This is a genomic window from Ectopseudomonas toyotomiensis (assembly GCF_900115695.1).
GTDB classification, from domain to species: domain Bacteria; phylum Pseudomonadota; class Gammaproteobacteria; order Pseudomonadales; family Pseudomonadaceae; genus Aquipseudomonas; species Aquipseudomonas toyotomiensis.
The window spans coordinates 154,712-168,323 of the sequence record NZ_FOXK01000006.1; the positions used below are offsets into that span (position 1 = coordinate 154,712).

Consider the following 13,612-nt stretch of genomic DNA (forward strand, 5'->3'; position numbering starts at 1 on the left):
AGACCACGCACGCATTTATGGACATTTCGCTCACCAATCGCCTGTCGTTCAAACAGGCCGGCCTGACCGTCCTGGTGGCGTTTATCCTTGGTACGCTGCTGAGCGTCACCCAGGTGGCGGTCGATTATGCCAGCGAAGAGGCCTCCATCAACCGCGAGATTCGCGCGCTGCTGGAAATCAGCCACAACCCCGCCGCCCGTATCGCCTACAACATCGACGCGGAACTGGCGCAGGAGCTGGTCCTCGGCCTGCTGCGCTCGCCCGCGGTGACCCGCGCCGAACTCATCGACAACAACGGCCTGGTGCTGGCCAGCGTCAGCCGCCCACGCCGGGAAAGCCGCTACCGGGTCTTCAGCGACAGCCTGTTCGGGGCCCAACGGCAGTTCCAGGACCCACTCCACGTCAGCCATGCCCCCAACGAAGCCCTGGGCTTTCTACGCCTGGAAGTCGACACCTACGCCTTCGGCAGTCACTTTCTCAGACGCTCGCTGCTGACTCTGCTCACCGGCTTCGCGCGCAGCCTGCTGCTGTCACTGATCCTGCTGGTGCTGTTCTATTTCATGCTGACCAAGCCCCTGACCGGGGTGATTCGTGCACTCAGCGAACGTAACCCGCAAGACCCGCAGCACCGCCCCGTGCCCTGCCCCAAGGGCCACGAGCGCGACGAGATCGGCACCCTGGTGGAGGTCACCAACCGCCAGCTGTCGAGCATCGCCCAGGAGATCGAACAAAGGCGTAACGCCGAAGACCGCCTGACCCAGTACCTGAATGAACTGGAAAACATCGTCTCGGCGCGCACCGCCGAGCTCAAGGCCACCAACGCCCGCCTCAGCCAGTCCAACCGCGAACTGGAGGTGGCGCGTACCACCGCCCTGAACATGGCGCAGGCGCGCTCGGCCTTTCTGGCCAACATGAGCCACGAGATCCGTACGCCGCTCAACGGCCTGCTGGGCATGCTCGCGTTGGCCCTGGACGGCCCGCTCAGCGCCGAGCAGCGCCAGCAGCTGGGCATCGCCCATGACTCCGGCAAGGTGCTGGTGGAGTTGCTCAACGACATTCTCGACCTGTCCAAATTCGAAGCAGGCCAGCTCGAACTGGAGGAAATTCCCTTCGACCTCGGCGCCATGGCAGAGGATACCGCCAGCCTGCTGTCACAGAACGCCGCCAGCGCAGTCGAGCTGACCTGCCTGATCGACCCGGCACTGCCGACCCATGTGCTGGGCGACCCGACACGGGTGCGCCAGATCGTCAGCAACCTGCTGTCCAACGCGCTCAAATTCACCCGTTTCGGCCGTGTCGACCTGATCGTCGCCTGCGGTAAGGACGGCATCAGCATCCGCGTGCGCGATACTGGTATCGGCATCGCCGAAGATGCCCAGGCGCGCATCTTCCAGCCCTTCGCCCAGGCCGAAGTCGGCATCACCCGTGAGTACGGCGGCACCGGGCTCGGCCTGGCGCTGACGCGGCGCCTGTGCGAAGCGATGCATGGCAAGCTGACCCTGCAGTCGAAAGAAGGCTTCGGCAGCGAGTTCTGCGCGCAACTGCCGCTGCCGGCCCATGCGCAAGCCAGCTCCCAACCCTCACTACAAGGCCGCATCGTGGCCATGACACCGGCCAGTAGCGGCCTGCAGCAGATGCTCAGCCAGTGGCTGCCAACCTGGGGCCTGGGTTATCAGCGCCTGGATACCGATGCCAGCCTGCACGGCGTGGATGCCGACCTGCTGATCAGCGATTGCCCGGAATGCCTGCTGGGTATTCGCCCGACGATCAGCACGCCGATACTGCTGGTCACCGCCTATGGCAACTTCCTGCCGCACGAGCAAGCGCAGCGTCTCATGCCGCTGCTGCAGATCGCCCGCCCGCTGGCGCGCAATGGCCTGTTACAGATGCTGCGGCACATTCTCCACAGCGACGACGGCGACCTGCACAACAGCGCCCAGACGCAAGCTGCGCGAGAAAGCACAGCGCGCGTGCTGCTGGTCGAAGACAACCCGGTCAACCAGATGGTCGCCAAAGGCATGCTGGCCAAGCTCGGCTACCAGGTGCTGGTCGCCGCGCACGGCGCTGAAGCATTGGAGGTGCTGGAGCAAGAGCCAATCGATCTGATCCTGATGGACTGCAACATGCCGGTGATGGATGGCTACGAAGCCAGCCGACGCATCCGCAGCAATGGCCGCTGGCCGGAGTTGCCCATCGTCGCCCTGACCGCCAATGCGCTGTCCGACGAGCGCGAGCGCTGCCGCGCCGCCGGCATGAACGACTACCTGGCCAAACCCTTCCGCCGTGAAGAACTGGCTGTCATGCTCGACACCTGGCTGCCCGATGAGGTCAATCGCTGAGCCGAGCCAGTAGCCGATCCAGGCTGCGCCGCAGCCCTTCCATCTCCAGCAGATCCTGATCACCGAACTGGCAGAGCAACTGCGCCTTGAGCGGCAGGACCTGCGCCTGCAGCGCCCTGCCAGCCTCGCTCAGGGCCAGATGCACCTCGCGTTCATCCGTCTGCGCGCGACGACGCTGCACCAGGTCCATCTGCTCCAGACGCTTGAGCAGCGGCGTCAGGGTGCCGGAATCGAGCTGCAGGCGTTGCCCGAGCGCCTTGAGCGTCGGCTGCTCGGGCGCCCGCTCCTGCCATTCCCACAGCACCAGCATCGCCAGATACTGCGGGTAGGTCAGGCCGAGGGCGTCGAGCATCGGTTTGTAGGCGCGGATCACCGCACGCGAGGCAGCGTAAAGCTTGAAGCACAGCTGGTTGTCCAGCTGCAGCCCGGCGGTATCGAAAGCACTCATTTCAGCAGGGCTTCGATCTCGCTGCTCAGTTCTTCGGGCTTGGTGGTCGGGGCGAAGCGCTTGACCACCTTGCCGTCGTCGCCAATCAGAAACTTGGTGAAGTTCCACTTGATGCCCTGGCTGCCCAGCAGGCCCGGCGCGCGCTTCTTCAACTGGACGAACAGCGGATGGGCATCGGCGCCGTTGACGTCGACCTTCTTGAACAGCGGGAAGCTGACGCCGAAGTTCAGCTCGCAGAACTCGGAGATCGCTCCCTCGTCACCCGGCTCCTGCTTGCCGAACTGATTGCAGGGGAAACCGAGCACTACCAGCCCTTTGTCCTTGTATTGCTGCCAGACGCTTTCCAGCCCTTTGTACTGCGGGGTGAAGCCACATTTGCTGGCGGTGTTGACCACCAGCACGGCCTTACCGCCGAAGTCAGCCAGGGTCTTCTGCTCGCCCTTGATGGTGGTGACCGGAATATCGAAAAGTGCGTTGCTCATGGGAAATTGTCCTGAATGGGCTTGAAGTGACGAACAAAGTAGCGAGCAATTAAATTGCATGCAATTTAATTGGCACCCAATAAGTCGTGCAGATATCGCGCTATCCGTAAGGTGGGTTACGCCGCACCGGGCTTAGCAAACTGTTCTGCAAGCGTGACAGGCGGCTAACCCACCCTTGTATCTACGAAACGGTGGCGCCCAGGGCTCGCACCAGAGCAGCCAGCGGCGCTGAATCGCCCTGAATACGTACGCGCAAGCCATCGATCTCGCGGCGCATGGGGTAATGCTTGCGCAGGCGGTCGAAGCCGGCGCGACGGGTATCGGCATCGCCAACCAGGCTGCGGCGAAAATCCGCATCGTCCCGGCGCGGGTCATAGACCGCGCGGCAAATGCTGGCCAGCGCCCAGGCAGGATCGGCGCTGCCGTCGATGCTCAGCTCACTCAACCAGGGCGCCGGCAACAGATCGGTCAGGCTCACCTGCTCGGCCACGCCCAGCGCCTGACAGCTGGCCTGGTAAATCTGCGCCGTGCCGCGCAGCTTGCCGTCCAGGCTGTAGCCGGCAATGTGCGGCGTGGCCAGTTGGCACAGCGCGGCCAGCTCGACATCGGCCTGCGGCTCGCCTTCCCAGACGTCCAGCACGGCCTTCAGATCAAGCCGCTGTGGCAACAGGTTGCGCAGCGCGGTGTTGTCCACCACAGCACCGCGACTGGCATTGATCAGCCAGGTGCCAGGCCTGAGTGCATCCAGACGCGCCGCATCGAACAGGTGACGGGTCGAAGCGTCCAGCGGCGTGTGCAGGCTGATCACGTCGCATTCTTCGACGATCCGCTCCAGGCTGACGAAATCGCCGCCCTCGGCAGCTTGGCGCGGCGGATCGCACACCCGTACCTGCCAGCCGAGACCACGCAGCAGATTGACCAGACGCCCACCAACCTGCCCCGCCCCGACCACGCCATAGACACGCACAGCCGGATCCACACCCTCACGCTCGGCCAGGGTCAGCACGCTGCCCAGCACGTAATCCACCACGCCACGGGCGTTGCAGCCCGGCGCGCTGCTCCAGGCGATGCCGGCCTCGGCGAAGTAATCGAGATCCAGATGATCGGTGCCGATGGTGCAGGTACCGACGAAACGTACCCGGCTGCCTTCGAGCAAGGCGCGGTTCACCTGCGTCACCGAGCGCACCAGCAGCAGATCGGCATCACGCACATCGGCCGCCGTGATGGCGCGCCCGGGCAAGCGGCGGATGCTGCCGAACGCAGCGAAGAACTCATCGAGCAAGGGAATGTTTTCGTCGGCGACTATGTGCATGAGAGGCTCCATCGGGCAGGTCACCATTCTAAGTTAGCCGACACCTCAGCGTCGCCCCACAAGCCGCCAGACAGGGCATCAGATCGTCCTTTCCTGACCGACACGTCAAAGCGTAGACTACGCGGTTTCCTGCTATCCCGAAGAATCGAAATGTCCACCGACACCCGCCTTGGCCGCGTGCGCACGGAACTGCGCAGCCTGCTCATTCTGGCCACGCCGATCATCATCGCCCAGTTGGCGCACACCGCCATGGGCTTCGTCGATACGCTGATGGCCGGGCGCGTCAGCCCGCAGGACCTGGCAGCGGTGGCGCTGGGCAACTCGATCTGGGTGCCGGTTTTCCTGCTGATGACCGGCATCCTGCTGGCTACCACGCCCAAGGTGGCGCAGCGCTTCGGCGCTGGCGAAGAGGCCGATATCGGCCCGCTGGTGCGTCAGGCACTCTGGCTGGCACTGGCCGTGGGCGGCAGCGCGGCGGCGCTGCTGTGGAACGCCGAGTTCATCCTGCGCACCATGAACATCGAGCCAGAGCTGATCACCCCCGCCATGGGTTATCTGCGCGCGGTGGCCTGCGGCTTCCCGGCAGTGGCGCTGTACCACGTGCTGCGCTGCTTCAGCGATGGCCTCGGCCATACCCGCCCGGCCATGGTGCTGGGCATTCTCGGTCTGCTGCTGAACATTCCTGCCAACTACATCTTCATCTACGGCAAATTCGGCCTGCCGGCCATGGGTGGCGTTGGCTGCGGCTGGGCGACCGCGCTGGTGATGGGCTTCATGCTGATCGGCATGCTGGTCTGGGTGAAGTGGGCGCCCTACTACCGTGCCAGCGCGCTGTTCACCCGCTTCGAATGGCCGCAGTGGACAGTGATCAAACGCCTGCTGAGCATCGGCGTGCCAATCGGTATCGCGGTATTTGCCGAATCGAGCATCTTCGCGGTGATCGCCCTGCTGATCGGCGGCCTCGGCGCCACCGTGGTGGCCGGGCACCAGATCGCGCTCAACTTCAGCTCCATGGTATTCATGATTCCCTACTCATTGGCCATGGCCGCCACCGTGCGCGTCGGCCAGGCGCTGGGCCGTGGTCAGCCACGCGAGGCGCGCTTCGCTGCCGGGGTAAGCATGGCCGCGGCGCTGGGCTACGCCTGCGTATCGGCCAGCCTGATGTTCCTGCTGCGTGAGCAGATCGCGCAGATCTACACCCCGGACAAGACAGTGATCGCCGTGGCGGCAACGCTGATCGTCTATTCGGCGCTGTTCCAGTTCTCCGATGCCATCCAGGTGACGGCGGCCGGCGCGCTGCGTGGCTACCAGGACACGCGCATCACCATGTTGCTGACGCTGTTCGCCTATTGGGGCATCGGCCTGCCGGTGGGTTATGCGCTGGGGCTGTCCGACCTGTTCGGCGAACCCAGCGGCCCCAGTGGCCTGTGGCAGGGGCTGGTGGTGGGGCTGACCTGCGCCGCCGCGATGCTCACCGTGCGCCTGGCGCGCAGCGCGCGCAAGCGCATCCGCCGGGCCGTCTGAGTCATTGGATAGGCAGGAAATCAGCTCTAGACTGAGCGCATGATTCGACCTGCCCTGCTCCTCTGCTTCCTTCTGCTCGCCGGCTGCGGCCCGGCCAACGATGGCCTGGCCCTGCAGAGCGATTACCTCGAACGCCTGCAGCGCTCGCTCGATGCTCCGAATGCCAGCTCGCTCGATCAGCGCAGCATCAGTCAGTACCGCCTGCCAGCCCGGCGCGAGCGGCTTTCGGATATCCCCGAACTGCGCATCGGCCTGCTCGATCTGGTGATCGACGCGCGGCGCTGTCCGCACCTGCAGCAGTTGATCAGCCAACGCAACAGCAGCCTGGGCAAACAGTTGATGCTCAGCCAGCGTCTGGGCTACGAAGGCGATCTGCTACGCGCCATCGACGACTGCCTGCCCCATCTGCAGGACGACTCCAGCCTGAAGGCCACCCTGCAACGCCTGGCCGACGACAAGCGCCAGCAACTGCCTGCAGTATTCTGGAATGCGCTGAACGGCAGTCCGGAGTTCGAGAACTACCTGCGTTTCGCTGATAAAGCCTTGCCGGTGGACACGCTGGAAGACAGCGCCGCGCTGGACGCATTGCAGCGGCTGGCCAGCATCGGCGCCGCCCTGCCCGCGCAACTACCACCGAGCGCCAGTGAGCTGGAACCGCAGTTCTTCGCCCTCTACGCCAGCGAGCAAGGCGGCCAGTTGATTACCAGCCTGGCCAGCCTGCGCCACACCCTCGACGCTGGCAGCGAACTGCTGGAGCAACGCCAGCGCAATCGCCCACTCTGCCCGCTGGGCCAGGCGACGCCACGCGGGCGCATCCTGCAGAACATCTTCATCAAGTTCTACGCTGGCGGCCTGCAACCCTACCTGGCACAGGTCGACCAACGCGGCCAGCAGTGGCAGGCGGCGCTGCTGCAATTGCAGCGCATCGACGGTATTCCCACCACTACCCGCGAGCACCTGCAGAGACTGGCCGGCGAACAGGATTCGTTATGGCAGGATTTCCGCACAGCCACGGCGCGTCACGTCAAAGCCTGGCAGGCTTTGCTAAACAGCTGCGGCCTGGCGCCGGGACAGGCGGGATGGCACAGCGAAAGCTAGCAAACCGTAGGGCGGGTGTAACCCGCCATCGCGACCAACAACATCCGCTATTTGGCGGGTTGCACCCGCCCTACGAGATAACTGTCTAGTCGGCCTTCTTGCGAATCCAGTACAGGTAGGTGCCGTCTTCCTCGGCCTGACCGAGCAGCTCGTGGCCAAGAAACACGCAGAACTTGGGAATATCACGACGGGTCGACGGATCGGTAGCGATCACCTTGAGCAGGCCGCCCGGCGACAGGTCGCGCACCTTGTTGTGCAGCATCATCACCGGTTCCGGGCAATTCAGGCCGCTGGCGTCGAGCAGGTCATCGTGATTGAGGGTCAGGGCTTCGGACATAAGGGGCTCCACAAACAGGCGCGCATTGTCGCGCAAAGCTGACCTTCAGGTCACCTGCCCGCACAATCCTGAGACCTGCGCGCAGATCATCACTTGCCATGCCGACGCAGATGACAGGTCACTTCCTCACGGTCGTGATACAGCTGCTTGCAACCGATGCTGACCTTCAGACCGCGCTCGGCCAGCCCGGACTCGATGCGATCGAGCAGGCGCCGCACTTCGGCGTAACGCTGCTTCATCGGCAGCTTGAGATTGACCACCGCCTCGCGACAAAGCCCTTCGCCCAGCCAGGTTTCGATCATCGCCGCCGTGCGTGCCGGCTTCTCGACGATGTCGCAGACCATCCAGTGCACCGGATGCCGTGGACGGAAGGTGAAGCCATCGGCGCGCTGATGCACGACGAACCCCGAGTACATCAGGCTTTCGGCCATTGGCCCGTTGTCCACGGCGGTGACGCGGATTTCCCGATTGACCAGTTGCCAGGTCCAGCCGCCCGGCGCAGCGCCCAGGTCAACGGCGGTCATCCCCGGCGCCAGGCGCTGATCCCACTGCTCGCGCGGGATGAAATGGTGCCAGGCCTCCTCCAGCTTGAGCGTGGAGCGGCTCGGCGCCTCGCGCGGAAACTTCAGACGCGGAATGCCCATCGGCCACATCGCCTGGTTGTCCGCCTCGGCGATACCGGCGAATACCTCACGGCCGCTCTTGAAGGTCAGCAGCAGGCGCGGCTTCTTCGCGTCGTCCACCAGCTTGCCGGCCTTGAGCAAGGCCTTGCGCAGCGGCGCCTCGAACTTCTTGCAGAAGGTCGAGAGCTCCTTGCCGTCGTTGGTATCCACCACTTCCAGCCACAGGCTGCCGCACACCGGATAGTCCGCCAGAGCGTCGAGCAGCACACTGATGCGATCGCTCTCCGGCAACATGACGAAACCACCGCGTGCCCATTGCCTGGGGAAAATCAGGCTGTTGAAGCGCACACTACGCATCATGCGCTCGCCATCGGCCGCCTCGCTGTAGACGAACTCGGCACACGCGCTGCCAGGCTTGGTCCTGGAGTAGCCCGGTACATCCAGGCGTGCGGCGAGGTCGCTGATCTCGGCGCAAACCTCCCCTTCGAAACCGGGGCGGCAATGCAGAAACAGGGTATTCATCAAAGGATCTCCTCGAGGCGCGCATGATACCCGAGACCGGAACCCAGAGCCGCTAAACCTGTCCAGCTACATATGCGCTGCCCACAGATAGGGAGCCGCCAGCCATCGCGTTTCGATGACCTCCGGCTCCCCAGGACAGGCAGCGCATAGCAACCGATAAAGGATATGCGCTAGCCAGACTGCTCAAGCCGAACTAGCTTGAAGGTCTGCCGCCATCAGACACAGCCCGAACCGTGCGGGCCCAAGGAGATGTGCAATGCCCTCCCTCGATAGCCTGAACTGCCGCCGCGAACTGAAAGTCGGCGACGCCACCTACCACTACTTCAGCCTGCCCGAGGCCGCCCAGCGCCTCGGCAACATCGACCGCTTGCCCAAGTCGCTCAAGGTCCTGCTGGAAAACCTGCTGCGCAACGAAGACGGCCAGACCGTGCAGCCGCAGGATCTGCAAGCCATGGTCGACTGGCTCGACCAGCGCGCCTCCGACCGCGAGATCCAGTACCGCCCAGCGCGCGTGCTGATGCAGGACTTCACCGGCGTGCCCGCGGTGGTCGACCTGGCTGCCATGCGCGACGCCATGGCCAAGGCCGGCGGCGACCCGCAGCGGATCAACCCGCTGTCGCCGGTGGACCTGGTCATCGACCACTCGGTGATGGTCGACCGCTACGCCTCCTCCAGCGCCTTCCACGACAACGTCGAGCTGGAAATGCAGCGCAACGGCGAGCGCTACGCCTTCCTGCGCTGGGGCCAGCACGCCTTCGACAACTTCAGCGTGGTGCCGCCGGGCACCGGCATCTGCCACCAGGTCAACCTCGAGTACCTGGCGCGCACCGTGTGGACCAAGGAGGAAGACGGCGTCACCCTCGCCTACCCCGACACCCTGGTCGGCACCGACTCGCACACCACCATGATCAACGGCCTCGGCGTGCTCGGCTGGGGCGTCGGCGGCATCGAGGCGGAAGCGGCCATGCTCGGCCAGCCGGTGTCGATGCTGATTCCCGAAGTGATTGGCTTCAAGCTCAGCGGCAAGCTGAAAGAAGGCATCACCGCCACCGACCTGGTGCTCACCGTCACCCAGATGCTGCGCAAGAAGGGCGTGGTGGGCAAATTCGTCGAGTTCTATGGCGACGGCCTGGCCGACCTGCCGCTGGCCGACCGCGCCACCATCGCCAACATGGCCCCCGAGTACGGCGCCACCTGCGGCTTCTTCCCGGTGGACGAGATCACCCTCGGCTACCTGCGTCTATCCGGCCGCCCGGATGCCACCGTGCAGCTGGTCGAGGCCTACAGCAAGGCCCAGGGGCTATGGCGCGAGCCAGGCGCCGAGCCGCTGTTCACCGACAGCCTGAGCCTGGACCTGGGCAGCGTCGAAGCCAGCCTGGCCGGGCCCAAGCGCCCGCAGGACCGCGTCTCGCTGGGCCAGGTCAGCCAGGCCTTCGACGACTTCGTCGGTCTGCAGCTCAAGCCGAGCGCCAAGGAAGAAGGTCGTATGCTCAGCGAAGGCGGCGGCGGTACCGCCGTCGGCGGCGACAAGCAAAGCGGCGAAATCGACTATGAGGACGACGGCCATACCCATCGCCTGAAAGACGGCGCCGTGGTGATCGCCGCCATCACCTCCTGCACCAACACCTCCAACCCCAGCGTGATGATGGCCGCCGGCCTACTGGCCAAGAAAGCCGTGGAAAAAGGCCTGCAACGCCAGCCCTGGGTGAAGAGCTCGCTGGCCCCCGGTTCCAAGGTGGTCACCGAGTACTTCAATGCCGCCGGCCTGACGCACTATCTGGAGAAGCTCGGCTTCGACCTGGTGGGCTACGGCTGCACCACCTGCATCGGCAACTCCGGGCCGCTGCGCGAGCCCATCGAGAAAGCCATCACCCAGGCCGACCTGACCGTCGCCTCGGTGCTTTCCGGCAACCGCAACTTCGAGGGCCGCGTGCACCCGCTGGTGAAAACCAACTGGCTGGCCTCACCACCCCTGGTGGTCGCCTACGCCCTGGCCGGGAGCGTGCGCCTCGACCTGACCCGCGACGCCCTCGGCACCGGCAAGGATGGTCAGCCGGTCTACCTCAAGGACATCTGGCCGACCCAGGCCGAGATCACTCAGGCCATCGCCCAGGTCGATACCGCCATGTTCCGCAAGGAATACGCCGAGGTCTTCGCCGGCGACGAGAAATGGCAGGCCATCGACGTGCCCAAGGCCGACACCTACGCCTGGCAGGGCGACTCCACCTACATCCAGCACCCGCCGTTCTTCGAGGACATCGCTGGCGACCCACCACGTATCACCGATATCCGCGAGGCGCGCATCCTCGCCCTGCTCGGCGACTCGGTGACCACCGACCACATCTCGCCGGCCGGCAACATCAAGGCCGACAGCCCGGCCGGGCGCTATCTGCGCGATAACGGCGTGGACAAGGCCGACTTCAACTCCTACGGCTCGCGCCGGGGCAACCACGAAGTGATGATGCGCGGCACCTTCGCCAATATCCGCATTCGCAATGAGATGCTCGGCGGCGAGGAAGGCGGCAACACCCTGCACGTGCCCAGTGGCGAGAAGCTGGCGATCTACGATGCAGCCATGCGCTACCAGACCGAAGGCACTCCGCTGCTGATCATCGCCGGCAAGGAGTACGGCACCGGCTCCAGCCGCGACTGGGCGGCCAAGGGCACCAACCTGCTGGGAGTCAAGGCGGTGATCGCCGAAAGCTTCGAGCGTATCCACCGTTCCAACCTGGTGGGCATGGGCGTGCTGCCGCTGCAGTTCAAACCCGGTACCGACCGCAACAGCCTGAAACTCACCGGCAAGGAAGTGCTGGCCATCGAAGGCCTGGAAGGCGTGGAACTGCGCCCGCAGATGCCACTGACGCTGATCATCACCCGCGAAGACGGCACGCATGAGGAAGTCGAAGTGCTGTGCCGCATCGACACCCTCAACGAGGTCGAGTACTTCAAGGTCGGCGGCATCCTGCACTACGTGCTGCGCCAGATGATCGCCAACTGATGCACCTGCCCTGCCGCGCCATGCGGCAGGGCCTCACCGTCGGGCCAAGGACGGCTCATGCCGTGACAAAAATGTGACGCCATTCAAAAAGCGATTAAACTCGCCAAAAACGGATTCAGCCCTCAACTTCGCCGCTCGCCGGCCGATGACAGGGCATTACAACGACGGATACCTGCCATGCGTAACAACCAGCCGGTCACTCAGCGTGAGCGCACCTTTCCTGCACAACAACGCCTGATATCCACCACCGATCTCAAAGGGCAAATCACCTACTGCAACGACGCCTTCATCGACATCAGCGGCTTCAGTCGTGAAGAACTGATGCGCGCGCCACACAACATCGTGCGCCACCCGGACGTTCCATCGGCCGTGTTCGAGCATATGTGGACGACCCTGAAGAAGGGCCGCCCGTGGATGGGCATCGTCAAGAACCGCAGCAAGAACGGTGACCACTACTGGGTCAACGCCTACGTCACGCCCGTGACCGAAAACAACCAGGTCGTCGGTTACGAATCCGTCCGCGTCAAACCGACCGCCGAGCAAGTACGCCGCGCCGAAACGCTGTACGCCCGCATCAACGCCGGCAAGTCGGCCGTTCCGGCCAGCAATCAGTGGCTGCCCATCGTCCAGGCGTGGATGCCCTTCATCCTGGTCAGCCAGATCGGCTTCATGATCGGCCACTGGATGGGCAGCAACTGGGGCTTCATCCTCGCTGCCGTGCTCTCCGTGCCGCTGGGTCTGGCTGGCATCGCCTGGCAGACGCGCGGCGTCAAACGCCTGCTGCGCCTTGCCGAGCAAACCACCTCCGACCCGCTGATCGCGCAGATGTACACCGACAGCCGTGGCGCCGAAGCACGCCTGGAAATGGCCATGCTCAGCCAGGAAGCGCGCCTGAAAACCTGCCTCACCCGCCTGCAGGACACCGCCGAACAACTGACCCTGCAAGCGCGTGAAGCTGACAAGCTGGCGCACAACAGCTCGGCCGGCCTCGAGCGCCAGCGCAGCGAGACCGAGCAGGTCGCCACCGCCGTCAACGAAATGGCCGCCACTACTCTGGAAGTGGCGAGCAACGTCGCCCGCACCGCCATCGCCACCCAGGAAGCCAACCGCCTGACCAGCGAAGGCCGCACCATCGCCGCTGAAACCCGCGAAGCCATCCAGCGCCTGTCGCAATCGGTGGGCGATACCGGCGAAACCGTGACTCGCCTGGCCCAGGACAGCAGCGAAATCGGCGGCGTGGTCGACGTGATCAAGGGCATCGCCGACCAGACCAACCTGCTCGCCCTCAACGCCGCCATCGAGGCTGCCCGCGCCGGCGAAATGGGCCGCGGCTTTGCCGTGGTGGCCGACGAGGTTCGCTCACTGGCACAACGCACCGCCGAGTCCACCGAACAGATCCACGCCCTGATCGCCAAACTGCAGCGCACCGCCGAAGAGGCCGTGCTGACCATGGAAATCGGCCGCAAGCAAGCCGACGAAGGCGTCGAGCGCGTGCTGCAGGCCGATCAGGCGCTGTCCGGCATCAGCGACTCGGTGGCCAATATCGCCGATATGGCCAACCAGATCGCCGCGGCGGCGGAAGAGCAAAGCGCAGTGGCCGACGAGATCAACCAGAACATCACCACCATCGCCCAACTGGCCGACCAGACCGCCGGCGAAGCGCAAAGCACCGCCAAACTAAGCGAGGCCCTGACCAATACCGCGCAGGGCCAATACGCCCTGGTCGAACGCTTCAACCGCTGAAACAGAAGGCGCAGCGGCTCACCGCTGCGCCTCCTCTCCTCCCCGCCCTGCTTTTGTAGGAGCGAGCTTGCTCGCGATCTTCCCTACGCCCTTTCCAACCGCCCCCGCTTTCGCGTAATTGCCACTTGCCAGCAGTTATCCGACATGGTGTATAACCTGCCAATCACCCCATCGCCTCGCTACCTC

At 64.6% G+C, this 13,612-nt stretch carries 10 protein-coding genes; 5 read left to right on the forward strand and 5 right to left on the reverse strand.

Annotated features, from left to right (window positions below):
• The first annotated feature begins 17 nt into the window (after positions 1 to 17).
• Positions 18 to 2,339 (forward strand): response regulator, encoded by a 2,322-nt coding sequence (locus tag BM186_RS13815; protein WP_074915980.1) that lies wholly within the window; start codon positions 18 to 20, stop codon positions 2,337 to 2,339.
• On the opposite strand, the gene BM186_RS13820 is transcribed toward BM186_RS13815, so the two are convergent.
• The 3 genes from BM186_RS13820 to pdxB all read right to left on the reverse strand — a co-directional run bounded on the left by BM186_RS13820 (position 2,329) and on the right by pdxB (position 4,581).
• Entirely contained in the window at positions 2,329 to 2,787 is a 459-nt protein-coding gene (locus BM186_RS13820) for a MarR family winged helix-turn-helix transcriptional regulator (RefSeq protein ID WP_074915982.1), read from the reverse strand. The genes BM186_RS13815 and BM186_RS13820 overlap by 11 nt on opposite strands.
• Positions 2,784 to 3,269, reverse strand: coding sequence for a glutathione peroxidase (locus tag BM186_RS13825; protein ID WP_072425601.1), 486 nt, complete (start codon positions 3,267 to 3,269; stop codon positions 2,784 to 2,786). The genes BM186_RS13820 and BM186_RS13825 overlap by 4 nt, the downstream gene beginning before the upstream one ends.
• Before the next feature lie 181 nt (positions 3,270 to 3,450).
• Entirely contained in the window at positions 3,451 to 4,581 is a 1,131-nt protein-coding gene (pdxB, locus tag BM186_RS13830) for a 4-phosphoerythronate dehydrogenase PdxB (RefSeq protein WP_074915984.1), read from the reverse strand.
• A 150-nt stretch (positions 4,582 to 4,731) separates the two neighbouring features.
• On the opposite strand from pdxB, the gene BM186_RS13835 reads away from it, so the two are divergent.
• Positions 4,732 to 6,105: an MATE family efflux transporter gene (locus tag BM186_RS13835; protein ID WP_074915986.1), complete on the forward strand. Its 1,374-nt coding sequence runs from the start codon at positions 4,732 to 4,734 to the stop codon at positions 6,103 to 6,105.
• 39 nt (positions 6,106 to 6,144) lie between these two features.
• On the forward strand, positions 6,145 to 7,203 hold the full coding sequence (locus BM186_RS13840; RefSeq protein WP_074915988.1) for a DUF3080 domain-containing protein: 1,059 nt from the start codon (positions 6,145 to 6,147) through the stop codon (positions 7,201 to 7,203).
• Positions 7,204 to 7,288: 85 nt separating this feature from the next.
• Here the strand turns inward: BM186_RS13840 and tusA are convergent, their stop codons facing one another.
• A complete protein-coding gene (gene tusA, locus BM186_RS13845) occupies positions 7,289 to 7,540 on the reverse strand; it encodes a sulfurtransferase TusA (protein WP_003460892.1) in 252 nt (83 codons plus the stop codon).
• A gap of 89 nt (positions 7,541 to 7,629) precedes the next feature.
• Entirely contained in the window at positions 7,630 to 8,685 is a 1,056-nt protein-coding gene (gene rlmM / locus BM186_RS13850) for a 23S rRNA (cytidine(2498)-2'-O)-methyltransferase RlmM (protein ID WP_074915990.1), read from the reverse strand.
• A gap of 256 nt (positions 8,686 to 8,941) precedes the next feature.
• On the opposite strand from rlmM, the gene acnA reads away from it, so the two are divergent.
• Positions 8,942 to 11,683, forward strand: a complete 2,742-nt coding sequence (gene acnA / locus BM186_RS13855) for an aconitate hydratase AcnA (RefSeq protein ID WP_074915992.1) — start codon at positions 8,942 to 8,944, stop codon at positions 11,681 to 11,683.
• 177 nt (positions 11,684 to 11,860) lie between these two features.
• Positions 11,861 to 13,426: a methyl-accepting chemotaxis protein gene (locus BM186_RS13860; protein WP_072425607.1), complete on the forward strand. Its 1,566-nt coding sequence runs from the start codon at positions 11,861 to 11,863 to the stop codon at positions 13,424 to 13,426.
• The last annotated feature ends 186 nt before the right edge of the window (positions 13,427 to 13,612 follow it).